Origin of the sequence: Arthrobacter oryzae (genome assembly GCF_037911235.1) — a bacterium.
GTDB lineage: Bacteria > Actinomycetota > Actinomycetes > Actinomycetales > Micrococcaceae > Arthrobacter > Arthrobacter oryzae_E.
The window spans coordinates 1-24,585 of the sequence record NZ_JBBLYW010000036.1 but is presented as its reverse complement, the minus strand read 5'-3'; the positions used below and the strand labels follow the sequence as shown (position 1 = coordinate 24,585).

The window sequence follows — 24,585 nt, the reverse complement described above, 5'->3', positions numbered from 1 at the left end:
GGGCGGAGCCCGCACCGTAAAACCGTTGCCCCGCTCAGTGCGGGCACAGCTGATCCCCCTGGGGAGGAGAGGATGCCGCTTAGGCTGCGGGGCAGAAGCCGCCAGGCAGCGGAACGCCGTTGACGTCAAGCGGGCACGGGTTGAAGGTGAAGATCACCAGGGTGCCCAGGATGATGATGACGGCTGTCGCGGCGTAGAGGACGATCTTCAGCCAGAAACGGGTGGAATCCTTCTCGGCGTAGTCGTTGATGATGGTGCGGACGCCGTTGGTGCCGTGCAACATGGCCAGCCACAGCATGGCCAGGTCCCAGAACTGCCAGAACGGATCGGCCCACTTGCCGGCCACAAAGCCGAAGTCGATGGCATGGATGCCTTCGCCCACGAGGAGGTTAACGAAGAGGTGCCCGAAGATCAGGACCACCAGGACTACGCCGGAAAGCCGCATGAACAGCCACGCAGCCATTTCGAAGTTGCCCTTCGACGCGCCGCTGCGGCGGTACTTGGGGGCAATCAGTCCTGCGCCCGGCTTCCCGCCGTCTTTTCCACTGCGGGGGCTCTGAATCGTTGCAGTCATGGCTTAGTGACCTCCGAAGGCGAGGGAAAGATGGCGGATGGAGAAGCCAACCATGACGATGACCCAGAGAACCAGGACCGTCCACAGCATCTGGCGCTGGTACTTAGCGCCCTTCTTCCAGAAGTCGACGGCGATGATCCGCAGGCCGTTGAAGGCGTGGAACACGATCGCTGCGACAAGGCCCGTTTCACCCAGGGCCATCAGGGGGTTCTTGTAGGCGCCAATCACGGCGGTGTATGCCTCGGGGGACACGCGCACCAATGAGGTGTCCAGCACATGGACCAACAAGAAGAAGAAAATCACTACACCTGTAATGCGGTGTCCAACCCAGGACCACATGCCTTCACGGCCGCGGTACAAGGTGCCAGCTGGTTTTGTCGGCACTGAATAAACCTCCCTGCAACACAGCGGCGCTGGCATGGGATCCACGCGGGGGGAACGCCTGCTGCGAGAGCACTCGTAAGCTCAAGCCTAAATCTAGGCTTCGCTCACAGCTTATTCAATTCAGGAACTCCTTGGTGACGCCGTCCCGTGCGGTTTTTGCGTATTTTTGAGACGAACGCCACATAGTGCTTGCGGGGGCGGTGCTCCCGCGACGTCCCGGCTGCGTCCTCTGCCGGTATCAGCGCGGGGGTCGGCTAAAGTAGGCCGTGATGACTACAGACCTAGTGACAAGCCGGAAATCACCGCTGGACCGTTTTATTGCGGTAATTCCTGCAGGCGGAGTGGGGACCCGCCTCTGGCCCCTGTCACGTGCAGCAGCCCCGAAATTCCTTCACGATCTCACCGGTTCCGGCAGTACGCTGCTGCGGGCCACCTACGACCGCCTGGAGCCGCTGGCCGGAAAAGGCGTGCTGGTTGTGACCGGCGTTGCCCACCGCAACGCCGTGTGCAGCCAGCTCCCGGAGATCCAGGAGGCCGACCTCGTGCTCGAGAGCGAGCCCAAGGACTCCGGTGCGGCCATCGGCCTTGCAGCCGCCATCCTGTACCAGCGGGATCCGGAGATCATCATGGGTTCCTTCGCCGCGGACCAGGTGATCAGCCCTGACGACCTCTTCCAGGACGCCGTACGTGAGGCCATCTACACGGCCGCTGCCGGCAAGATCGTGACCATCGGCATCAAGCCGACGCACCCGTCCACCGGTTTCGGCTACATCCGCTCCGGCCAGAACCTCGCCGTCACGAACGCCCCGAGCGCGCAGGCCGTGGTGGAGTTCGTTGAAAAGCCCAGCGAGGACGTGGCCCAGCAGTACGTGGACAGCGGAGAGTATGTCTGGAACGCGGGCATGTTCGTTGCACCCGTGTCGCTGATGCTCAAGCACCTCGAAGCGAACCAGCCTGAGCTCTTCAAGGGGCTCACGGAGATCGCCCAGGCCTGGGACACCCCTGAACGCGATGAGGTCACCGCCCGCGTCTGGCCCACGCTGCCCAAGATCGCGATCGACTACGCGGTGGCAGAGCCTGCCGCCGCTGCCGGGGACGTCGCCGTCGTGCCGGGCGCTTTCCGTTGGGACGACGTCGGGGACTTTGCCTCCGTTGGCCGGCTCAACAGTGCCAAGGAAGTGGACGATGTCACGGTCCTCGGCGAAGGCGCCCGGGTCTTCACCGAAAACGCCAGCGGCGTGGTGGTCACCGACACCAAACGAGTCATTGCGCTGATCGGCATCAAGGACGTGGTCATCGTTGACACGCCGGATGCCCTTCTGGTCACCACCATGGCGCATTCCCAGCGCGTCAAGGCGGCCGTCGATGCGCTCAAGGCCAGCGGCGACACCGACGTCCTGTAAGCCGGACCGCTAGAACCGCTGATCGAATCCGGACCCGCCCGGGCTTCCCTCTGGTGGGAAGCCCGGGCCGGGCCGTTTACGGTGCCGGGAGCGCGCTCCCGGATCCGTAACCCTCCGACGCTGATGCAGGTATTTGGGGCAGCCTCGCTAGAGTTGTGTCGTGCGCAACTACACTACTGAAGCCGAGCCCACCGCCCTCGTGGGGCCGTGGCTGGAGCCCCTGCTGCCGGAACTGATCGAATTCCGCCGTGACCTCCATGCGCACCCTGAACTGTCCTTTAAGGAGTTCCGGACCACGAAGAAACTGGCGGAACGGCTCGAAGCCGCCGGGCTCAAGCCCCGCCGGCTCGAAGGCACCGGACTCACCGTCGACATCGGTGAGGGTCCCATTGCCACGGCACTCCGTGGCGACATCGACGCCCTCCCCATCATTGAAGAGACCGGGCTGCCGTTCGCGTCCAAGAACCACGGTGTTACCCATGCCTGCGGCCACGACGTCCACACCACCACGATGCTGGGCATCGCCCTGGTGCTGCACCGCATGCACCAGGAATCCCCGCTGGGCGGCACGGTCCGGATCATCTTCCAGCCGGCCGAGGAAACCATGCCCGGCGGGGCGCACTCCTGCATCGAGCAGGGCGTGCTCGAAGGCGTGCCGCGCATCCTTGCCCTGCACTGCGACCCCCGGATCGACGTGGGCAAGATCGGCACCCGGATCGGTGCCATCACCTCGGCCTCGGACACCATCCGGATCGAACTTTCCGGACGCGGCGGCCACACATCCCGGCCCCACCTCACCGAGGACCTCGTCTTCGCACTCGCGCAGATCGCCGTCAACGTGCCGGCTGTCCTCTCCCGCCGCGTGGATGTTCGAAGCGGCGTCTCCGTTGTGTGGGGGCACATCTCGGCCGGCTCGGCACCCAATGCCATCCCGGGCACCGGCTACATGGCAGGAACCATGCGGTGCCTGGACCGCGACGCCTGGCACAGTGCCGGCGAACTCCTGGACGAAGTGGTCCACCAGGTGGCTGCGCCCTACAACGTGGACGTCAGGCTGGAGCACACCCGCGGGGTTCCTCCCGTGGTCAACTCCGAACACGAGACGGCCCTGATCGAGGCAGCCGCGCGCGCTGAAATCGCCGAAGGCGCCGTGGTCCTCACGCCCCAGTCCATGGGCGGCGAGGACTTCGCCTGGTTCCTGGCCGAGCTGCCCGGTGCCATGATGCGGTTGGGCACCAAGACGCCCGGTGGTGAGGAATATGACCTCCACCGGGGCGATTACATCCTTGACGAGCGTGCGCTGGGCTACGGCATCCAGGTCCTGACCGCCGCTGCCCTCCGCACCATCCGCGACCTCTAAGCCCCCCTTCCGAGTGCGAGCGGACACTTAAGCCCCACCCCCTAAGCGCGAACGGACAGTTGAGGCCCCTGACCCGGGGCCTCAACTGTCCGTTCGCGCTTCTGCGGGGTAGATAAGTTGTGCACAATTTAATTGTGCGATATCGTTTTTCTATGACCGATGCCCCCCGCCTCAACGCCCCCCGCCTGAACCGGCAGGTGTGCTTCGCGCTGTACTCCGCGTCGAAGGCAGCCACTGCCGTGTACCGTCCCGTGCTGGACGAACTAGGCCTGACCTATCCCCAGTACCTCGTCATGCTGGTGCTGTGGGAGGACCAGCCGCGCAGTGTCCGCGAGCTGGGCGAGGAGCTTGGCCTGGACTCCGGCACCCTGTCACCGCTCCTGAAGCGGCTCGAATCCCTAGGGTTCGTGGAGCGGAGGCGTTCGGCCGAGGATGAGCGCCGGGTGGAGGTCTTCCTGACGGACTCCGGCACTGCACTCAGCGCCCGGGCCGGCGCGATTCCCCGGCAACTCGCCGATGCCGCAGGCCTGTCCGCGGCCGAGCTCGACCAGCTCCGGGAAACCCTGGGCAGGCTCACGGCCGCCCTCCATTCCTCCCGCTAACGCCGGATTTTTCCTTCCCCGGATTTTCCATCCAACAGAACGGAACCACGTGAAGACTCTCTACACAGCTGAAGCACTCGCCTCGGGCGAAGGACGTGACGGGAACGCCCGCACCAAGGACGGCCGGCTTGACGTCACGCTGGCCAGCCCGGTGGAACTGGGCGGCAACGGCCAGGGCACCAACCCGGAACAACTGTTCGCTGCCGGGTACGCCGCATGCTTCCACTCCGCCCTGCGCCTAGTGGGCCGCAAGGAAAAGGCCGACCTCACGGACTCCGCCGTCGCGGCAAAGATCCACTTCGGGGCGCTGGAAGACGGCGTGGGCTATGGCCTGGCCGCTGAACTCGAAATCGCCCTGCCCGCCCTGGACCTGGCTACGGCGGAGGCCCTCGTGGCCAAAGCGCACCAGATCTGCCCCTATTCCAATGCCACCCGCGGCAACATCAACGTAAACATCAAGATCCTGGAGGTGGCCGCGTGAGCGCCAACACCACAACCCTTCCCCGAACCACCCGCGAGATCCAGTTGGCCTCCCGGCCGCACGGCCGGCCCGTCCCGGAAAACTTCCGCCTGGCAGAGTCTGCACTTCCAGAACTGCAGGTCGGCCAGGTCCTGGTCCGCAACCAGTTCATCTCCGTTGACCCCTACATGCGCGGGCGCATGAACGACGTCAAGTCGTACTCAGCGCCGTTTGCGCTGGATGCCGCGCTCGACGGCGGTGCCGTCGGTGAGGTGATCGCGTCCCGCTCGGATGAACGCAAGGTGGGGGACGTCGTCGTGCATTCCCTTGGCTGGCGCGAATACGCGGTTCTTGACGCCGCCGCGACTTCCCTGGCACGCACCGACCTGGCGCCCGCGTCGGCGTTCCTCGGTGCCCTGGGGATGACCGGCCTGACCGCGTATGCGGGACTCCTGAAGGTCGCCGGGTTCAAGCCCGGAGAAGTGGTCTTCGTTTCCGGAGCCGCGGGTGCCGTCGGTTCGCTCGTGGGGCAGATTGCCAAGGCGATGGGTGCTTCCAGGGTGATCGGCAGCGCCGGATCCCCGGAGAAGGTGGCGCGCCTGCTGGAACTCGGTTTCGACGCCGCGTTCAACTACAACGACGGCCCGGTGGCCGGGCAGCTCGCGGAAGCAGCGGGGGAGCGCGGGATCGACGTGTACTTCGACAACGTGGGCGGTGAACACCTTGAAGCAGCGCTCTCAGCCCTCACGGTGGGAGGCCGCGTGGCGATGTGCGGCGCCATCGCGCAGTACAACTCGACCGAGCCCACACCGGCTCCCCGGAACCTCATGCTGGCCATCGGCAAGCAGCTCACGCTCAAAGGCTTCCTGGTCGGCGGTTACTGGCAGCACATGGCCGAGTTCGTAGAGACGGTGTCCGCCTGGGTGGCCGACGGCACCGTGCGTTACGACGAAACAGTTGTGGACGGCCTGGAAAACGCCCCGCAGGCGTTCATGGATCTCCTCGACGGCGCCAACACGGGGAAGATGCTGGTCCGGATCTAGTGAAATGGACGTGACTTGCGGTGGCGGCTACCGGTAGGTAACAAGTTCTCAACAATCTCCGTGGCGGGGCGGCGGTGTGGTGTCGGGACGTGTTCCAGGCCACTACAGTAGCTGTCATCAGTGCGCCTCGGCGCAGTGCTGCGAAACCATCAGTGAAAACAGAATTTCAGTGTGGAGCATTCGAAACGGACACTCATTGAACTCCCGTCGTAGCGCCTATCTCTTTGTTCCTGGAGGAAAATTGAAGAACTCACTGCGTGCAACCCTCAAGCGCGGTTCAATGACCGGGGTTGCCACCGCCGGTGCCGCGGCCCTGCTGCTGACCAGCTGCGGCGCCGCTCCGGAAGCCGGCAGCACCGCCAGCGCCACCGCCAGCGACTACACGGGCTGCATCGTGTCCGACTCGGGTGGATTCGACGACCAGTCGTTCAACCAGTCCTCCTACGAAGGCCTGAAGAAGGCTGAGAAGGATCTCGGGATCAAGGTCAACCAGGTTGAGTCCAAGACCAACAACGACTTCGAGCCGAACCTCCGCGCCATGGTCACCGCAGGCTGCGACCTGACCGTCACGGTGGGCTTCCTCCTCGGCGACGCCACGAAGGCGCAGGCCACGGCAAACCCGGACAGCCACTTCGCGATCATCGACTTCGGCTACGAAACCCCGATCAGCAACGTCAAGCCGATCATCTACGACACCGCCCAGGCTGCCTTCCTGGCCGGCTACCTCGCGGCAGGCTCCACCAAGACCGGAACGGTGGCAACCTTCGGCGGCATCAAGATCCCCACGGTCACCATCTTCATGGACGGCTACGCCGACGGTGTGAAGTACTACAACGAACAGAAGGGCAAGGACGTCAAGGTCCTTGGCTGGGACAAGGACAAGCAGGACGGCAGCTTCACCGGCGACTTCGAAAAGCAGGACAAGGGCAAGCAGCTGACCCAGAACTTCCTGGACCAGGGCGCCGACATCGTGATGCCCGTTGCCGGCCCCGTGGGCAAGGGTGCAGGCGCAGCGCTCAAGGAAGCCAAGGCTGCTGGCAAGGACGTCAAGCTCATCTGGGTTGACTCCGACGGCTTCCTCACCGCTCCCGACTACAAGGACATCATGCTGTCCTCCGTCATGAAGCAGATGGGCGAAGCAGTTGAGACCGTTGTGAAGGAAGACAAGGACGGCAAGTTCAGCAACTCGCCGTACGTCGGCACCCTCGCGAACGACGGCGTGCAGCTGGCTCCGTTCCACGAACTTGAGTCCCAGGTTCCCGCTGAACTGAAGACCGAACTGGAACAGATCAAGAAGGACATCGTTGACGGCAAGCTGAAGGTCGAGTCGGCAGCGAGCCCGAAGGCCTAACTCCCTCCGCAAAGCGCCACCACCCGGTTGGTCATTGACTTCCGGGCGGTGGCGCTTTTCGTTGGGCGTCAGCTTTTCCGGGCTGCGCTGCCCGCTCCGCCAAGGGCTGCAGGCACTAGGCTGGTGCTGCAGCCACATATCCCGTCCGGGCACATCTTCCGGACGCTTCGAGATTGGTCAGAGTTTTGAAACTTGAACTCAGAGGGATCACCAAACGCTTCGGCTCCCTTATTGCCAACGATCACATCGATGTGGTTGTTGAACCTGGGCAAATTCATTGCCTGCTAGGCGAAAACGGTGCTGGCAAGTCCACGCTGATGAATGTCCTGTACGGACTCTACGAGCCCAGTGAGGGCGAAATCCTGGTGGACGGCAAGGCTGTCACCTTCCGCGGCCCGGGCGACGCGATGGCTGCAGGGATCGGCATGGTGCACCAGCACTTCATGCTGGTCCCGGTTTTTACTGTGGCCGAGAATGTGGCGCTTGGCGCCGAGTCCACCAAGGCAGGCGGCTTCCTCAACCTGGAAGACACCCGTAGGAAGATCAAAGAGATCTCCGACAAGTACGGTTTCGACGTCGACCCCGACGCCCTGATCGAGGACCTCCCCGTGGGTGTCCAGCAGCGCGTGGAAATCATCAAGGCGCTGGTCCGCGATGCGAAGGTGCTTATCCTCGATGAGCCCACCGCCGTGCTGACGCCCCAGGACACCGACGAGCTCCTGGACATTATGCGCCAGCTGAAAAGCAACGGCACGTCGATCGTGTTCATCTCCCACAAACTCCGCGAAGTGAAGGCTGTGTCCGACACGATCACGGTCATCCGGCGCGGCAAGGTGGTGGGCACGGCGGACCCGGGTGCTTCAACCACTGAACTTGCCTCCATGATGGTGGGCCGGGCCGTGAACCTGACCCTGGACAAGGCCCCGGCCAAACCCCAGGAGACCACCTTCCAGGTCAAGGACCTCACGGTGATCGCGCCCAGCGGCCAGCACGTGGTGGACGGCATCAGCTTCGACATCGCCCGTGGCGAGATCCTGGCCGTCGCCGGCGTCCAGGGCAACGGCCAGACGGAATTAACCGAGGCCATCCTCGGCCTCCAGGACCGCGTCCACGGATCCATCCTGCTGGACGGCGAAGAACTCGTCGGCCGCAGCGTCAAGGACGTCCTGAACTCCGGCGTCGGCTTCGTGCCCGAAGACCGCTCGGTCGACGGCCTGATCGGCACGTTCTCGATCGCCGAAAACCTCATCCTGGACCGCTACGACCAGGCTCCCTTCGCCAAGGGAATCAGCATGAGCCCGGCCAAGGTCCTGGAGAACGCCCAGACCCGGATCGACGAATTCGACGTCCGCACGCCCTCCGGGTCGCTCGCCGCAGGGACGCTCTCCGGCGGAAACCAGCAGAAGGTTGTCATGGCCAGGGAGCTGTCCCGGCCGCTGCGCCTCTTCATCGCCTCCCAGCCCACCCGCGGCGTGGACGTAGGATCCATCGAGTTCCTGCACAAGCGAATCGTGGCTGAACGGGACCAGGGCACACCGGTGATGATCGTGTCCACCGAACTCGATGAAGTGATCGAGCTCGCGGACCGGATTGCCGTGCTCTACAAGGGCAAGCTGGTGGGCATCGTCCCGGCGGGCACCGGACGCGACGTCCTGGGCCTGATGATGGCGGGGCTTCCCCCGGAAAGCGCCCACGCGGACGCCCACACCGGAACCGCCCACACCGGCGCGGCCGGCGGGCATGCGCCCGCACAGACTTCCACCTCCGGTGCCGAAGGAGGCGACCATGACTGAACAGGACAAGCCCAAGCACTTGGCTAACGAACCAGCTGACGAACACGCGGCCAGAAGCCCCGAACCCCAGGCGCCCGAACCCCAGGCACCCGAACCCCAGGCACCCGCCGATGACGCAGCAGCCGCGACCGCGCTGGACACAGCGGGCGGCTCAATGCAGCCTTCGGCCGTTCCCGTCTCGGCCCAGAGCGGCACCGTTCCGGGCGGACCGGACACCCTTGTCCGGCGGATCTTCACGGGCAGCGGCATGGTGTCGGTGCTGGCTGTCCTGCTGGCCCTGATCCTTGGCGGGCTCCTCATCGCCAGCACGGACAAGCAGGTGGGAGCTACTGCGAGCTACCTCTTTGCCCGGCCCTCGGATTTCCTCTCGGCTGTCTGGACCGCGGCGACCCGTTCCTACGTAGCCCTCTTCCAGGGGTCGGTGTTCAACCCCCGCGGCTCCAGCGTCGCGGTGCAGTTTGCTCCGCTGATGGAAACCCTCACCATCGCCACACCGCTGATCACGGCGGGCCTGGGCGTTGCGCTGGCATTCCGGGCGGGCCTGTTCAACATCGGTGCCCAGGGCCAGATCATCATGGCCGGCATCCTCGCCGCCTGGGTCGGCTTCGCGCTGCACCTGCCGCTGGGCCTGCACCTGCTGCTGGTCCTTCTGGCCGGCATCGTGGGCGGCGCCATCTGGGGCGGACTCGTGGGTCTGCTGAAGGCCCGCACCGGGGCCCATGAGGTGATCCTGACCATCATGTTCAACTACATCGCGCTGTACTTCCTGCGCTACCTGCTGAATACCCCGGCGTTCCAGCGGCCGGGGGAGTCCAACCCGATCTCGCCGATCCTGGATCCCACCGCGGTGTACCCGCAGATTTTCGGGACGCAGTACAGGCTCCACCTGGGCTTTGTCCTGGCAATCGCCGCCACCGTTTTTGTCTGGTGGCTGCTGAACCGCTCCACCGTGGGCTTTGAATTCCGTGCTGTCGGGGCCAACCCCAAGGCGGCACTGACCGCCGGCATCAACGTGCCCCGGGCCACCGTCCTGGTCATGGCGATCGCCGGTGCCCTGGCGGGCATGTCCGGTGTGGCGCAGGTGGCGGGAACCGAAAAAGTCCTGACCGACGGCGTCGCCGCCACCTACGGTTTCGACGCCATCACTGTTGCACTGCTGGGACGTTCGACGCCGTGGGGCACCTTCGCCGCCGGCCTGCTGTTCGGCGCCTTCCGCGCCGGAGCGGTGCAGATGCAGATCCAGACCGGAACGCCGATCGACATTGTGCTTGTGGTCCAGTCGCTGATCGTTCTGTTCATCGCGGCACCGCCGCTGGTGCGGGCCCTGTTCGGGCTCAACCCGCGAAAGAAGAAGGCCGCACCGGCCGGTAAGTCCAAGACGGCAGCCACCACCGGAGGTGCAGCATGAGCACAACAGCAACATCGCCCGTTCCGGGACAGCCGCAGCAGGGAAAACCGCAGCCGGGAACGCCGCAGTCGGCGGAGAAGGCCCCCGCGGTATCAGCAAAGCCCGTCACGTGGAAGGTACCGGTCCTCCTGGCCGTCCTCGGCGTCGTCGCGTTCGTTTTCTTCGGGGTTATGGGACCCAACCAGACGGCCAAGTTCGGCATCTCCTCGAGCGGTGACTTCTTCCAGCTTCCGGCCATCGAGGTGCCCGCCTTCCTGGGCGGAATCGTCCTGTCCGTCCTGATGCTGGGCCTCGCCGCCTATGCGGTGTACCTCAAGACACGGAATGAAGCCTCGCCCGGCTGGCTGCCCATCGTTTTCATCGTGCTCTTCGTAGCGGCCTTCCTGATCTGGGTGGTAGGCGGCGCCCGCACGCCCAGCATTTCGCTGGCCGGGCTCATCGCCGGGTCCGTGACGCTCGCGGTGCCGCTGGTGTTCGGTTCACTGTCCGGTGTGCTCTGCGAACGCGTCGGCGTCGTCAACATCGCCATTGAGGGCCAGCTGCTCGGCGGTGCGTTCACCGCCGCGATGGTGGCCACCCTGACCAAGAGCCCCTTCATCGGGCTGCTGGCAGCGGCAGTGGCCGGCGCCGTCGTCTCTATGGTGCTGGCGGTCTTCAGCATCAAATACCTGGTCAACCAGATCATCGTGGGCGTGGTCCTCAACGTCCTGGTCTCCGGCCTAACCGGCTTCCTGTTCAGCACCGTGATGCAGGCCAACAAGGCCCAATTCAACTCGCCGGGCCGGCTGCCCATCATCGACATCCCCGTTCTTTCCAGCATCCCGGTGATCGGCCCGATCCTGTTCAAGCAGTCCGTGGTGGGTTACCTCATGTACATTGCGGTCATCGTGGTGTGGATCGGCCTCTTCAAGACCAAATGGGGCCTCCGCGTCCGGGCCGTCGGGGAACACCCGCAGGCCGCGGACACCATGGGTATCAAGGTCAACGCCACCCGCTTCTGGAACGTCACCCTCGGCGGTGCCGTTGCGGGCATCGGCGGTTCCTTCTTCACGCTGGTGGCCATCGACAGCTTCACCAAGGAGATCTCGGGCGGACGAGGCTTCATCGCCCTGGCCGCGCTGATCTTCGGCCGGTGGAACCCGATCGGCGCCTTCTTCGCGGCGCTGCTGTTCGGCTTCGCGGACAACCTGCAGAGCATCGTGACCATCATCGGCACGCCGGTTCCCAGCCAGTTCATGGCAATGCTGCCCTACCTGGTGACGGTGCTTGCCGTGGCCGGCCTGGTGGGCCGCTCCCGGCCGCCGGCAGCCAGCGGCATACCGTACGTCAAGGGTTGACAGCCGTGGACGAGGACATGCCACGCGTACGCGTCAGTGCAGGCACCGGCCCGGAACGCAGCGGTATCGACTGGACGGCGCTTGAAGCAGCAGCCGTCGCAGCCATGAAGAACGCGTATGCGCCGTATTCGAAGTTCGCGGTGGGGGCGGCTGCCCTCACCGCGGACGGCCGGATCGTCAGCGGCTGCAACGTCGAAAACGCCAGTTACGGCCTGACCCTCTGCGCCGAATGCGCCTTGGTGGGCAGCCTACACATGACCGGCGGCGGCCTCCTGCGCGCCTTCTACTGCGTGGACGCTGGCGGCAACATCCTGATGCCGTGCGGGCGCTGCCGCCAGCTGCTGTACGAGTTCCGGGCACCCGACATGGAACTCATGACCACACAGGGAATCAAGACAATGGACCAGGTGCTACCCGATGCCTTTGGTCCCCAACACCTGGAGGAACCCCGGTGACACACACCCCAAGCAACACTGAAGCGTTCGACGCCGTCGACATCATCCGGATCAAGCGGGACAGGGGCGTCCTGAGCCCTGAACAGATCGACTGGACCATCGACGCCTACACGCGCGGCGCCATCGCCGATGAGCAGATGGCCGCTTTGAACATGGCCATCCTGCTCAACGGGATGGACCGCGCGGAAATCTCGCGCTGGACCGCGGCGATGATCGCCTCCGGCGAACGGATGGACTTCTCCGGCCTGAGGCGTGCCGATGGCAGCGTGAAACCGACGTCGGACAAGCACTCCACCGGGGGAGTGGGGGACAAGATCACGCTCCCGCTGGCACCTCTCGTGGCCGTTTTCGGGGTGGCCGTCCCGCAGCTCTCCGGCCGCGGACTCGGGCACACCGGCGGCACCCTGGACAAACTGGAATCAATCCCCGGCTGGCGGGCAACGCTGAGCAACGACGAAATGATGGCCCAGCTGCAGGACGTCGGGGCCGTGATCTGTGCTGCCGGCGCCGGGCTGGCGCCCGCGGACAAGAAGCTCTACGCCCTCCGGGACGTCACCGGAACGGTGGAAGCCATCCCGCTCATTGCGTCCTCCATCATGAGCAAGAAAATTGCTGAAGGCACCGGTTCGCTGGTCCTGGACGTCAAGGTGGGAAGCGGCGCCTTCATGAAGGACGAGGCCCGGGCCCGGGAACTGGCAGAGACCATGGTCGCGCTGGGCAAGGACGCCGGCGTCAACACGGTGGCCCTGCTGACCAACATGAACACGCCGCTGGGCCTGACCGCGGGCAACGCGATCGAAGTGGAGGAATCCGTGGAGGTCCTGGCCGGCGGCGGTCCGGAAGACGTCGTCGAACTGACCGTGCGGCTGGCCGAGGAAATGCTCGCCTGCGCCGGAGTTCATGACGCCGACCCCCGCGCCGCACTCAAGGACGGCCGGGCCATGGACGTGTGGAACCGGATGATCGAGGCGCAGGGCGGGGATCCGCGGGCAAAGCTCCCCGTTGCCAGGGAATCTGAGGTTGTTTACGCCCCGGCCGACGGTGTCCTCGTGGAACTGGATGCCCTGGCTGTGGGCGTGGCGGCGTGGCGGCTGGGTGCCGGGCGGGCCCGCAAGGAGGACCAGGTCCAAGCCGGAGCCGGCGTCAGGCTCCACGCCAAACCCGGTGCGATGGTGCGTGCCGGCGAGCCGCTGATGACGCTGTTGACAGACACCCCGGAGAAATTCGGCCGCGCCAAGGAAGCCCTTGAAGGGGCCGTTGTTGTTGCGCCGGAAGGCTCCCGGCCGGCACAGCAGCTCATCATCGACCGCATCGCCTGATCCCGTGCCCCTCTTCGGCCGGTTCCCGCGGCAGGCGCCCCTGGCGTCCCGCGCACCGGTCGGGGAGAAAACGGGCGGCCCCGCCCGTTAGGAAACTGTGCAGGCTATCAACGACTTCATTCTCGCGGCGGCAGGGCAGCCCTGGGTACTTCTCCTGGTGCTCGCCTGCTGCGTGATCGACGGGTTCTTCCCGCCGATCCCCAGCGAGTCGGTGGTGGTTGGGCTGGCGGCTGTGGCAGCGACCGCGGATGTCCCCAATCCCTGGCTGCTGATGCTCATGGCCGCGCTGGGGGCGTTCGGGGGCGACAACATCGCCTACCTGATCGGACGCCGGGTGGGCACCCGGCGGTGGCGGTGGATGCGGGGGCGGCGAATGCAGACCGCCTTCCAGTGGGCCGGAAACGAACTCCGGAAACGGCCGGCGTCGCTGGTGCTCGTGGCGCGGTTTGTTCCGATTGGCCGGGTGGCCGTAAACCTCACCGCCGGCGCCACCCGCTTCCCGCATTTGCGTTTCGTGGGGCTGACCGTATTGTCCGCAGCGCTGTGGTCCTCATATTCGGTAGCCATCGGGCTGTTTTTCGGGCAGTGGTTCGAAGACAACCACCTGCTCGGCGCCACCATTGCCATTATCTGCGCCATCCTGCTCGGGATCATTGTGGACATTGTGATCAGCCGCTTCCGCGGCCGGATACCGGAGGAACCCGCGGCACCCGGGAGCACCTGACCAGCAGGCGATTTTCAGCAGGCCGTAGCGTAGCGGATCATGCCGCTGCCATGGGACACTAAATAGCGATTTCCGTCACTTCATAGGAGCAGGGCCTAGCGTGGAATTTATCAATGAGGCAGTGCTCCATGCCGCAGGTCAATGGTGGATTTATCCCATCCTGCTGGTGTTCTTTTTTGTTGACGGCTTTGCGATGGTTGTGCCAAGCGAAACCCTCATCGTGGCACTTGCCGCGTTCTCACGCCAAAGCGGTGAACCCAACCTGTGGATCCTTGGCGCCACGGCGCTTGTCGGCGCCATTGCGGGGGACAACATGGCGTACCTGCTGGGCCGGAAGATCGGCCTTGAACGTTGGCGATGGATGCGCAAACCCAAGGTGCAGCGTGTCTTCGCGTGGGCCCACTACGAGCTGGAGAAGCGCGGCGCCGTCCTGATCTTCACCGCCCGGTACATCCCCTGGGGCCGCGTAGCGGTCAACTACGTGGCCGGCACCACCGCGTTCCCGCACCGCAGGTTCTTCGTCCTGGATGCCTTTGCCTGCGTCACCTGGGTGGGTTACTCGATCGGGATAGGCCTGCTGGCGAGTTCCTTCCCCTTGCTGCACCACAATCCGCTGCTCGGCGCCGGTATTGCCGTGGTGTTCGCCATCATCCTCGGGATCATCATCGACCACCTGCTGCGCTGGTGGCACAAGCGGCTGGGACGCCACGACGATGTACGTCCCGATGGGGAAACCACCCGCGAAGCCAGCAAGGCAACCGCGCCGGAACACGGCGGGCGGGCCGAGCGGGACGACGTCGTTGACGTCGCACCCTTGGCTATTCCCGCCGTCGCCGAAGTCGAAACGCGGGGCTGAAGCAGGGCCGCCCGTATCCGGGTGGCGCCGGACGCCCGCCGACCCTAAGGTTGGAACGTGACTGAGCCTATTCTTGACGCTGCCCCTGCCATCGACTTCGACCTCAAGAGCCTCCCCAAGGTATCCCTGCACGACCACCTGGACGGCGGCCTGCGCCCGGCCACCATCATCGAACTGGCGGAAGCAGCCGGGCATACCCTGCCTTCCACCGATCCCGTGGCGCTGGGGGAGTGGTTCCGCGAATCCGCAGACTCCGGCTCCCTGGTCCGCTACCTCGAAACCTTCGACCACACCATCGCCGTGATGCAGACCAAAGAGGGCCTCTTCCGGGTGGCCAAGGAATTCGTTGAGGACCTTGCCGACGACGGTGTGGTGTACGGCGAAGTCCGCTGGGCACCGGAGCAGCACCTGCAGAAGGGCCTGACGCTGGACGAAGTGGTCGAGGCCATCCAGGAAGGACTCGACGCCGGCGTCGACGCCGTTGCCGAGACCGGCCGGGAGATCCAGGTGGGACAGCTCATCACGGCCATGCGCCACGCGGACCGCGGCCAGGAGATCGCCGAACTGGCAGTCCGCCACCGTAACAACGGAGCCGTAGGCTTCGACATTGCCGGGGCCGAGGACGGATTCCTGCCCGCCCGCTTCCGTGATGCCTTCACCTACCTCGCCCAGCACAACTTCCCCGCAACGGTCCACGCCGGCGAAGCCGCAGGCCTGGAAAGCATCCAGTCGGCCCTCGTTGACGGCCGTGCCCTGCGCCTGGGCCACGGCGTGCGCATCGCCGAGGACATCACGGTGGAATTCGACGACGAGGACTCCGCGGAAGCGGACGAGGCCGGCGAAGCTGATGAAAACATCGGCATGGTCACCCTCGGCGAGCTCTCCAGCTGGATCCGCGACCGCGGCATCGCCCTGGAAATCTGCCCGTCCTCCAACCTGCAGACCGGTGCCATTGCCGGCTTCGGCCAGGGCATCGAAAGCCACCCGCTGGACATGCTCTACCAGCTCGGCTTCAATGTCACGATCAACACCGACAACCGGCTGATGAGCGGCGTGACCCTCACCGACGAGTTCGAACTGCTGGTGGAGACCTTCGACTACGACCTCGATGACATCCTGGAGCTGACGCTGAACGCCGCAGAGGCGGCCTTCCTGCCGTTGGAGGAGAAGGAAGCCCTCGTTGAGTACATCAACGACGCCTACGCCAACCTCGCCTAAGGACGGCACCGTACCGGTCGCCTCCCTGGTCGGGGTCATTGCCGCCCTCCGGGAACATTGCCCCTGGATGGGGGCGCTGACCCACGAGTCGCTGGTGGAGTACCTCCTTGAGGAAGCGTTTGAGGTGGCCGAAACAATCGAAACCGGCGCCGACGAGGCAGAGCTCCGCGGAGAGCTGGGCGACGTCCTGCTCCAGGTGGTGCTGCACGCCCGCCTCGCGGAGGAACGCGGAAGTTTCGGTTTCGACGACGTGGTCCGCGGCCTGACGGCGAAAATGATCCGCCGGAATCCGCATGTGTTCCGGCCGGACGGTTCGCTCCAGGACACCTTCCCGGCCAGTGTGGAGGACATCGTCCGGAAGTGGGACTCCATCAAGCGGTCCGAGAAGCCCGAACGCGGTGATCCTTTCGAGGGAATTCCGCAGGACCTTCCGGCCCTTGCCCGCGCCCGGAAGTCCCTGGACCGGGCCGGGCGGGCAGGGCTGCTGCCTGATCAGCCGGCCGGCCCGGTGGTGGCGCTTGTCGAAACGATTGACTCCGAGCAGCAGCTCGGTGAGCTGCTGCTCGCCGTCGTCGCCGCTGCCGGAAGCAGGGGCTTCGACGCCGAACGCGCCCTCCGCGGGGCAGTCAGGCAGTATCAGGACAGCCACCGCCCTGGTCACCCGGACGGGTCCCGGACGGGATCATGACGTCCGGGTGCTGGATAGGTTTCCGTAACGTGCACCACTCTCGACTACGCTAGTCCCTGACGAGGACGTCGAGTTTTTCCGCTAGTTTCCCAGTAAATCGCTTCACCATAAGGAGCATATTCATGGCGCTTATCGATGCCATTCACGCCCGCGAGATCCTCGATTCCCGCGGCAACCCGACCGTAGAAGTTGAAGTACTGCTTTCCGATGGCCAGATTGGCCGCGCGGCAGTTCCCTCCGGCGCCTCCACCGGCGAACACGAGGCTGTTGAGCTCCGTGATGGAGACAAGGGCCGCTACCTTGGCAAGGGCGTCCAGAAAGCCGTTGACGCCGTCATCGACCAGATCGCACCGGCGCTGACCGGGTTCGACGCCACGGACCAGCGCAGCATCGACCAGGCCATGATCGACCTGGACGGCACCGCCAACAAGGGCAAGCTCGGCGCCAACGCCATCCTGGGCGTCTCCCTGGCCGTGGCCAACGCCGCCGCCGCGTCGGCTGACCTGCCGCTGTACAAGTACCTGGGCGGCCCGAACGCCCACGTCCTGCCCGTTCCGCTGATGAACATCCTCAACGGCGGCTCGCACGCCGACTCCGATGTGGACATCCAGGAATTCATGATCGTCCCGATCGGCGCCGAGACCTTCTCCGAGGGCCTGCGCTGGGGTGTAGAGGTGTACCACAACCTCAAGTCCGTCCTGCAGGCCAAGGGCCTCTCCACCGGCCTGGGCGACGAGGGAGGCTTCGCGCCGAACCTCCCGTCCAACCGTGCCGCCCTGGACCTCATCCAGGAAGCCATCAAGAACGCCGGCTACACCCCGGGCAAGGACATCGCCCTGGCCCTGGACGTCGCCTCCTCCGAGTTCTTCAAGGACGGTGCCTACCAATTCGAGGGCAAGGCCCTGTCCTCCACCGAGATGAGCGCCTACTACGCCGAGCTCGTGGCCGATTACCCGCTGGTTTCCATCGAGGATCCGCTGGACGAAAACGACTGGGAGGGCTGGAAGACCCTTACGGACAGCATCGGCGACAAGGTCCAGCTCGTGGGCGATGACCTCTTCGTCACCAACCCGTCCATCCTGCAGCGCGGCATTGACACCGCCACCGCCAACTCGCTGCTGGTCAAGGTGAACCAGATCGGTTCGCTGACCGAAACCCTGGACGCCGTTTCGCTGGCCCAGCGTGCCGGTTACACCACCATCACCTCGCACCGCTCCGGCGAAACCGAGGACACCACCATTGCTGACATCGCGGTTGCCACCAACGCGGGCCAGATCAAGACCGGTGCCCCGGCCCGCTCCGAGCGCGTTGCCAAGTACAACCAGCTTCTGCGCATCGAAGAGGAACTCGACGACGCCGCACGCTACGCCGGACGCAGCGCTTTCCCGCGTTTCAAGGGCTAGCATCCAAAGAAACAGCTGACCGGTGGCTATGGTTGAAAGACCATGGCCACCGGTTTTTGTTTGTGGTCCGCTTTTGAAGGAGTGTCATGGCCACCCGCCGTCCCAAGGTTCCACGGGCCACGCCCGCGGTACGCCAGCACAAGGACGCCGACGACGGCGCTGAAGTCATCCGCGCGGACTTCGGTGCAACGCGGCACCTGCCCGCAGACGAAGCAACAACGTCCCCTGCCAAGTCCCCGGCCCAACGGCCCGCAGCCAAGGCATCCCCCGCCCAACGGCCCGCAGCCGAGGGGAAGGCCGCCGCGGCAGGACGTCTCGGGGCATCGGTGAAAGCCGGGGTTGCTGCCGGTAAGGAGGCAGCCCGCCGGCCGGGTAGCAGCCAGGTATCAGGCCATTCGTCCGGCAACGCCGCTGGCAATGCCGGCAAGGACGGAGCTGACAACCAGGATCCCGTGCCCGCCAAGGCCTTTTCCGGCCGGATGCTGGCCCTGGCCGTCGTCATGATTGCCATCACCATCATGCTGGCCCCCACCGTAAAGATCTTCATCGACAAAAGGGCCGAGATCGCCGCGCTGGAGGCGGATATCGCAGCCCGGCAGGCGGAGCAGGACGGCCTGAAACTCCAGGTGTCCCGCTGGCAGGACCCCAACTATGTGAAACAGCAGGCCCGCGACCGCATTAACATGGTTATGCCGGGAGAAACCGGCTACTGGGTGTTTGGCAGCGATCTGCCGGCCGGGACCGCCAGTGGCCAGGCCGGTACAGGATCAGCAGAGGACCCGGCCAACCTGCCATGGGTGGACTCGCTTTGGGAGTCCATCAGGCGCTCGGCAACAGACTAGAGGCGGTGCCCTCCGCCGGCTTTCCCACGGGTCAGCCACCAAGGGCAGGAAGGCGGCCGCGCCAGTGGACCAGAATGCAGCAGGCGATAACGCCCCGGGCAGGCAAACCGTGACAGAAAGTGTCCCGGCAGCGCCCGTGTCCAGCCATCCGTCAGCCCGGGACCTGGACGTCCTGAGCCGTCAGCTGGGGCGCCCCGTGCGCGATGTCGTTGAGATCCCCGCCCGCTGCGTCTGCGGCAACCCTCTCGTGGCGGCAACGTCACCGCGGCTCAGCAACGGAACCCCGTTCCCCACCACTTTTTACCTCACCCACCCTGTCATCACGTCCGCAGTGTCGCGGCTCGAGGCCGCCGGCCTGATGAACCGGATGAACGAACGCCTGGTCGAGGACGCCGAACTCGCAGCGCAATATCGGGCTGCCCACGACGCTTATCTCGTGTCCCGGGAACAGATCGGCGAGCGGTCCGGCATCGGTGCGGTGCCCGAGATCGACGGCATCTCCGCCGGGGGGATGCCCACCCGGGTGAAGTGCCTCCACGTCCTGGTCGGCCATTCCCTCGCCGCCGGGCCCGGAGTCAATCCGCTGGGTGACGAGGCGATCACCGCCATCAGCGAATGGTGGACGGCGGACCGCTGCTACTGTGACGGCGCCTGGGACGCCGGCGGGGAGGCTCCCTCGAAGGACCTCAGCCGTCACGGACCGCAGGGCCTCCCTGACATCGTGGGGCGTCCGGCGCCGGTACGCAAGAACCGCCAGCACGCTGAAGAGAACACCGAAAATTCCACGGAGGCCGCCCAGTGACCCGAGTTGCCGCCATCGACTGCGGAACCAATTCCATCCGTCTCCTGATCGCCGACGTGGACGGAAACGGGAGCAGCGCCAAGCTGACCGACGTCGTGCGTGAAATGCGTGTGGTCCGCCTTGGCCAGGGCGTGGACGCAACCGGGGAACTGGCGCAGGAAGCCCTTGACCGCACCTTCGCCGCCACGTCGGACTACGCCGCGTTGATCCGCGACCACGGGGCCGGGAAGGTGCGCTTCGTCGCCACGTCGGCCACCCGGGATGCCGGCAACCGGAAGGTATTTGTCGACGGCATCCGCGAGATCCTCGGAGTGGAGCCCGAAGTGATCACCGGCGATGAAGAGGCGGCGCTGTCCTTCGCCGGTGCGAGCAGCGTCCTTCCGTCCCGCGGCGCCGACCCCGTGCTGGTGGTGGACCTCGGCGGCGGAAGCACCGAGTTCGTACTCGGCGACGCCAGCGGCGTTATCGCGGCCAGGTCCGTCGACGTCGGCTGTGTCCGGATGACGGAACGCCACTTGCGCAGCGACCCGCCGTCGGCGGAGCAGATCGCTGCGGCGGAGGCCGACGTCGACGCCGCCATCAGCGAGGCGGCACTGACCGTTCCGCTTGACCGCACCACCGCCGTCGTCGGCGTCGCAGGGTCCGTCACCACCATTACGGCCCATGCGCTCCGGCTACCGGAGTACTCGCCTGCGGCAATCCACGGCACGGAGCTTCCCCTCGGCACTGTCGGTGAGGCATGCACGGACCTCCTCGGGATGACCAAGGCCGAGCGGGCCGGACTGCCCTACATGCACCCGGGCCGGGTCGACGTCATCGGTGCCGGGGGACTGGTCTGGCGCCGTGTCCTGGAGCGGCTGGCGGAGGTAACGGACGGCAGGATCACTTCGGCCGTCGCCAGTGAACACGATATTCTCGACGGAATTGCCCTGAGTATCAGCTGAGGGCTTGGCATCAGCCACTGACTTCGCTTGTACAGCCGATTGGACCCGAATGACCAGAGCATCAACCCGCTGGGGCCGCATGGCCTCCGCCGTGACTGCAATGGCCCTGGCCTCAGGCAGCTTGGCAGCCTCGCTGATCGCGGCACCGGAAGCCCGGGCCGATTCGTGGCGGGACAAGCAGTACTGGCTCGCCGAGTCCGGCATCACCAAGGCGTGGGAAGTTTCCAAGGGCGCCAACGTGAAAGTCGCCGTCATCGACAGCGGCGTGGATGCCAAGCACCCCGATCTGAAAGGCGCGGTCGTCGGCGGGAGCGACGCCTCCGGAGCCGGCAGCGCTGACGGGCAGAAGAGCATCGGCTCGAAGCCTGAACACGGCACCCTGGTGGCAACGATGTTGGCCGGCCGCGGCCACCAGCCACCGAAATCCACCGCGAGTCCCACGCCGGCACCCGGCCCTGACGGAATCGTGGGCGTCGCCCCCGAAGCGCAGATCCTGTCGGTGTCCACCTGGCTGGGGTCCCAGAACCCGGGCGGTAAGACGGACCAGGAACAGATTCCCGCGGCCGTCCGCTGGGCCGTGGACAACGGTGCACGCGTGATCAATATTTCGCTGGGCAGCACGTCGCCGGAATGGCCGCAGAGCTGGGACGCTGCGTTCCTTTATGCCGAACAAAAGGACGTGGTCATCGTTGCCGCGGCCGGCAACCGGGTGGGCGGCAACGTGCAGGTGGGAGCTCCCGCAACCATACCGGGCGTCCTGACGGTGGCGGGCCTGGACCGCGAAGGCGCCGCCAGCATCGACTCGTCATCCCAGGGCATCAGCATCGGCGTGGCCGCGCCGGCCGAAAACCTGATCGGCGGCATGCCCGGAGACGGCTATGCGGAATGGGCCGGTACGTCCGGGGCCACCCCGATCGTGTCAGGGGTCGCGGCCCTGATCCGTTCCAAATGGCCGGAGATGACGGCCAGCCAGGTCATCAACAGGATTGTCACCACGGCCAAGGACGCAGGGGCGCCGGGCAAGGACCCTATCTACGGATTTGGCGTCCTCAATGCTGAAGCCGCATTGAAGGACGACGTTCCCGAAACGAAGGTCAACCCGCTGGGCACGGTGGCTGACTGGATCCGGATCCACCGTCGAGGCGAGGCCGCCGCAACCACGCCCGCCGCGGAACCCGGCAACAGCCCCACGAGTGCGCCGCCCACCCTGCCCGCCGCCACGATTCCGGTGGCCGAGGCACCGTCCCAGCTGGACAGTGCCGTGCCCGCCGTGGTGGTGGTCGGTTTCGGAACGCTCTTCCTGGCCATCATCGGCGGCGCCGTTTTCCAGCTGCGAAGGGCGTCCAGGAACCCCCGGAACCTGCGTGAGGGGCCGGAGACCGGCGTGCTGGACAAAGTGGACTCCACCGGAACGTAACGCCGACCGATAAGTTAGTGAAGATTTTCACAAACTACTGTATTCTTGAGCCATGGCAACAACCCCACAGCTCCAGGACCGTCCCAGGGTACTCGTCGTCGGCGGCGGGTACGTCGGCCTGTACGTAGCCCTCAAACTGCAGAACAAGATCGCGAATGCCGGTGGCATCGTCACCGTCGTTGATCCGCTGCCCTACATGACTTACCAGCCCTTCCTGCCGGAAGTTGCCGGCGGAAACATCGAGGCGCGCCACGCTGTCGTCTCCCACCGCCAGCACCTGAAGCAGACGGAACTCATCCAGGGCCGGGTCACCTCGATCGACCACGCGAACCGGACCGCCGTGGTTGCCCCGTCCGACGGCGGGCCGCACTTCGAGGTGCCTTATTTCGACGTCGTGATGGCCGCCGGCGCCATTACCCGCACCTTCCCCATCAAGGGCCTGGCGGACAAGGGCATCGGCCTGAAGACCATCGAGGAAGCCGTTGCGCTGCGCAACAAGGTCCTCGAGCGGATTGAAGCCGGCTCCACCATCACCGATCCCGCCGAGCGCGCCCGTGCCCTCACCTTCGTGGTGGTTGGCGGCGGCTTCGCCGGCATCGAGTGCATCACCGAGATGGAAGACCTTGCCCGCGCGGCAGTCAAGAACAACCCCCGCGTCAAGCAGGAGGAAGTCCGCTTCGTCCTGGTTGAAGCCATGGGCCGCATCATGCCCGAGGTCACGGCCAAGCAGGCCGAATGGGTTGTGGAACACCTGCGCAGCCGCGGCATCGAAGTACTCCTCAACACCTCGCTGGATAACGCCGAGGGCTCCCTGAAGCTCATCAACCTTCCGGACAAGACTGCCGCCCAGGAATTCGAAGCGGACACCCTTGTCTGGACTGCCGGTGTGCAAGCCAACCCGATGGTCCGCTCCACCGACTTCCCGCTGGAGCCGCGCGGCCGCGTCCGCGTCCTCCCGGACCTGCGAGTCGCAGGCGACGAAGGCATCATTGAGAACGCCTGGGCTGCCGGCGACATCGCCGCCGTGCCGGACCTCACGGGCAGCGGCCTGCCGGACGGTACCTGTGTTCCGAACGCGCAGCACGCCCTTCGCCAGGCCAAGCGCCTCGCGAAGAACCTGTGGGCCTCACGCTGGGACAAAGAGCTCAAGGACTACAAGCACAAGAACCTGGGCGCCGTCGCCGGCTTCGGCGAATGGAAGGGTGTTGCCAACATCAACCTCCTGGGCCGCATCGGCCTCAAGGGCCCCCTGGCTTGGCTGGCGCACCGTGGCTACCACGGCATGGCGATGCCTACGTTCGAGCGCAAGTTCCGCGTTATCTTCAACTGGATCCTGAGCTTCTTCATGGGCCGCGACACTACCCAGCTGGTTGACTTGGAAAATCCGCGCGGCGCGTTTGTCGAGGCGGCCACTCCTGCCCCCAAGCCGGCCGCTGCTCCCGCCGCACCGGTGGCTGACAAGCCTGCCGAGTCAGGCAGCAACAGCCAGGTGAAGCAGACTGTATCGGCTGACACAAAGTAGCCTGCCAAAACAGCAACGGCGGCCGTTCCCCTCGGGAATGGCCGCCGTTGCTGTTTAATGGCTCAATGACTGCTGAAAAGGACATCCGGACCCTCCTGGCATCGATCCACCCCGTGCTGCGCGAGGGGGAGTATGTGTATGTTCTGTGGCCCTACGGCAGGCCGCTCGCCCCCGGCATTGAAGCCGCTGTCCGGGAGGCTGAGGGGCTCACCGTGGTGCTGCCGCGGGCTGAGGCGGACAGTCTGGAGCTTCGCTACGACTTTGTTGCCGCCTGGATCACGCTGCAGGTGCATTCGTCGCTCGAAGCGCTGGGGCTAACGGCCGCAGTCAGTGCCGCGCTAACGGAAGCCCACATCAGCTGCAACGTACTCGCCGGATTCCATCACGACCATCTCCTGGTTCCGGTGGCCGACGCGGACCGAGCCCTGGAAATACTGCACGAACTTGCCGCGTCGAGCTCCGACCAGCCCGCGCCCCGGCTCGTCCTGCGGACCGAACAGCCGGAGGACAGGCCGGCGATCCTGGAGCTCACCGCGGCCGCCTTCGCGGTGTCGCCGGCAACCGGGTTACCCGTGGACGGCGAACCCGTGGAAGTGGGCTTGCTGAAGCAGCTCTTCGACTGTGACGAGTACCTCCCGGAGTTCAGCATCGTTGCCGAGCAAAACGGCGAGGTGGTGGGC

24 protein-coding genes are annotated in these 24,585 nt (G+C 65.5%); 22 read left to right on the top strand and 2 right to left on the bottom strand.

What is annotated here, in order from left to right; genetic code table 11:
* Positions 1 to 79: 79 nt before the first annotated feature.
* Complete coding sequence (locus tag WMN78_RS10560) at positions 80 to 574, bottom strand: succinate dehydrogenase hydrophobic membrane anchor subunit (protein ID WP_209746651.1); 495 nt, start codon at positions 572 to 574, stop codon at positions 80 to 82.
* 3 nt (positions 575 to 577) lie between these two features.
* Positions 578 to 958 carry a succinate dehydrogenase, cytochrome b556 subunit gene (sdhC, locus tag WMN78_RS10555; RefSeq protein ID WP_011690992.1) on the bottom strand — a complete coding sequence of 127 codons (381 nt, stop codon included), beginning with the start codon at positions 956 to 958 and terminating at the stop codon, positions 578 to 580.
* Positions 959 to 1,227: 269 nt separating this feature from the next.
* Between sdhC and WMN78_RS10550 the strand changes: the two genes are divergently transcribed.
* The 22 genes from WMN78_RS10550 to WMN78_RS10445 all read left to right on the top strand — a co-directional run.
* Positions 1,228 to 2,361 carry a mannose-1-phosphate guanylyltransferase gene (locus tag WMN78_RS10550; RefSeq protein ID WP_340533702.1) on the top strand — a complete coding sequence of 378 codons (1,134 nt, stop codon included), beginning with the start codon at positions 1,228 to 1,230 and terminating at the stop codon, positions 2,359 to 2,361.
* A gap of 160 nt (positions 2,362 to 2,521) precedes the next feature.
* Complete coding sequence (locus WMN78_RS10545; protein ID WP_340533701.1) at positions 2,522 to 3,721, top strand: amidohydrolase; 1,200 nt, start codon at positions 2,522 to 2,524, stop codon at positions 3,719 to 3,721.
* A gap of 152 nt (positions 3,722 to 3,873) precedes the next feature.
* On the top strand, positions 3,874 to 4,323 hold the full coding sequence (locus WMN78_RS10540; protein WP_340533700.1) for a MarR family transcriptional regulator: 450 nt from the start codon (positions 3,874 to 3,876) through the stop codon (positions 4,321 to 4,323).
* A gap of 49 nt (positions 4,324 to 4,372) precedes the next feature.
* Positions 4,373 to 4,804 carry an organic hydroperoxide resistance protein gene (locus WMN78_RS10535; protein WP_340533699.1) on the top strand — a complete coding sequence of 144 codons (432 nt, stop codon included), beginning with the start codon at positions 4,373 to 4,375 and terminating at the stop codon, positions 4,802 to 4,804.
* Positions 4,801 to 5,826 (top strand): NADP-dependent oxidoreductase, encoded by a 1,026-nt coding sequence (locus WMN78_RS10530; protein WP_340533698.1) that lies wholly within the window; start codon positions 4,801 to 4,803, stop codon positions 5,824 to 5,826. The genes WMN78_RS10535 and WMN78_RS10530 overlap by 4 nt, the downstream gene beginning before the upstream one ends.
* A 241-nt stretch (positions 5,827 to 6,067) precedes the next feature.
* Positions 6,068 to 7,177, top strand: a complete 1,110-nt coding sequence (locus WMN78_RS10525) for a BMP family lipoprotein (RefSeq protein ID WP_425341144.1) — start codon at positions 6,068 to 6,070, stop codon at positions 7,175 to 7,177.
* 185 nt (positions 7,178 to 7,362) lie between these two features.
* Positions 7,363 to 8,970 (top strand): ABC transporter ATP-binding protein, encoded by a 1,608-nt coding sequence (locus tag WMN78_RS10520; RefSeq protein ID WP_340533697.1) that lies wholly within the window; start codon positions 7,363 to 7,365, stop codon positions 8,968 to 8,970.
* A complete protein-coding gene (locus tag WMN78_RS10515) occupies positions 8,963 to 10,378 on the top strand; it encodes an ABC transporter permease (RefSeq protein ID WP_340533696.1) in 1,416 nt (471 codons plus the stop codon). Before WMN78_RS10520 ends, WMN78_RS10515 begins: the two co-directional genes overlap by 8 nt.
* Positions 10,375 to 11,715, top strand: coding sequence for an ABC transporter permease (locus WMN78_RS10510; RefSeq protein ID WP_340533695.1), 1,341 nt, complete (start codon positions 10,375 to 10,377; stop codon positions 11,713 to 11,715). The genes WMN78_RS10515 and WMN78_RS10510 overlap by 4 nt, the downstream gene beginning before the upstream one ends.
* 17 nt (positions 11,716 to 11,732) lie before the next feature.
* Positions 11,733 to 12,170: a cytidine deaminase gene (locus WMN78_RS10505; protein WP_340533694.1), complete on the top strand. Its 438-nt coding sequence runs from the start codon at positions 11,733 to 11,735 to the stop codon at positions 12,168 to 12,170.
* Positions 12,167 to 13,489, top strand: a complete 1,323-nt coding sequence (locus WMN78_RS10500) for a thymidine phosphorylase (protein WP_340533693.1) — start codon at positions 12,167 to 12,169, stop codon at positions 13,487 to 13,489. Before WMN78_RS10505 ends, WMN78_RS10500 begins: the two co-directional genes overlap by 4 nt.
* Before the next feature lie 97 nt (positions 13,490 to 13,586).
* Positions 13,587 to 14,213, top strand: coding sequence for a DedA family protein (locus tag WMN78_RS10495; protein ID WP_340533692.1), 627 nt, complete (start codon positions 13,587 to 13,589; stop codon positions 14,211 to 14,213).
* A gap of 100 nt (positions 14,214 to 14,313) precedes the next feature.
* Complete coding sequence (locus tag WMN78_RS10490) at positions 14,314 to 15,069, top strand: DedA family protein (RefSeq protein WP_340533691.1); 756 nt, start codon at positions 14,314 to 14,316, stop codon at positions 15,067 to 15,069.
* A 57-nt stretch (positions 15,070 to 15,126) separates the two neighbouring features.
* Positions 15,127 to 16,287: an adenosine deaminase gene (locus tag WMN78_RS10485; RefSeq protein ID WP_340533690.1), complete on the top strand. Its 1,161-nt coding sequence runs from the start codon at positions 15,127 to 15,129 to the stop codon at positions 16,285 to 16,287.
* 67 nt (positions 16,288 to 16,354) lie between these two features.
* On the top strand, positions 16,355 to 16,975 hold the full coding sequence (locus tag WMN78_RS10480; RefSeq protein WP_340533756.1) for a MazG nucleotide pyrophosphohydrolase domain-containing protein: 621 nt from the start codon (positions 16,355 to 16,357) through the stop codon (positions 16,973 to 16,975).
* A 122-nt stretch (positions 16,976 to 17,097) separates the two neighbouring features.
* Entirely contained in the window at positions 17,098 to 18,378 is a 1,281-nt protein-coding gene (gene eno / locus WMN78_RS10475; protein WP_340533689.1) for a phosphopyruvate hydratase, read from the top strand.
* An 86-nt stretch (positions 18,379 to 18,464) separates the two neighbouring features.
* Complete coding sequence (locus WMN78_RS10470; protein WP_340533688.1) at positions 18,465 to 19,220, top strand: septum formation initiator family protein; 756 nt, start codon at positions 18,465 to 18,467, stop codon at positions 19,218 to 19,220.
* 109 nt (positions 19,221 to 19,329) lie between these two features.
* On the top strand, positions 19,330 to 20,022 hold the full coding sequence (locus tag WMN78_RS10465) for a DUF501 domain-containing protein (protein ID WP_340533755.1): 693 nt from the start codon (positions 19,330 to 19,332) through the stop codon (positions 20,020 to 20,022).
* Positions 20,019 to 20,966 (top strand): Ppx/GppA phosphatase family protein, encoded by a 948-nt coding sequence (locus tag WMN78_RS10460; RefSeq protein ID WP_340533687.1) that lies wholly within the window; start codon positions 20,019 to 20,021, stop codon positions 20,964 to 20,966. Before WMN78_RS10465 ends, WMN78_RS10460 begins: the two co-directional genes overlap by 4 nt.
* Positions 20,967 to 21,015: 49 nt before the next feature.
* Positions 21,016 to 22,383: a S8 family serine peptidase gene (locus WMN78_RS10455; protein ID WP_340533686.1), complete on the top strand. Its 1,368-nt coding sequence runs from the start codon at positions 21,016 to 21,018 to the stop codon at positions 22,381 to 22,383.
* A 52-nt stretch (positions 22,384 to 22,435) separates the two neighbouring features.
* Positions 22,436 to 23,905, top strand: coding sequence for an NAD(P)/FAD-dependent oxidoreductase (locus WMN78_RS10450; RefSeq protein ID WP_340533685.1), 1,470 nt, complete (start codon positions 22,436 to 22,438; stop codon positions 23,903 to 23,905).
* Between the two features lie 65 nt (positions 23,906 to 23,970).
* The coding region (locus tag WMN78_RS10445; RefSeq protein ID WP_340533684.1) for an ACT domain-containing protein at positions 23,971 to 24,585 on the top strand (615 nt) is incomplete at its 3' end.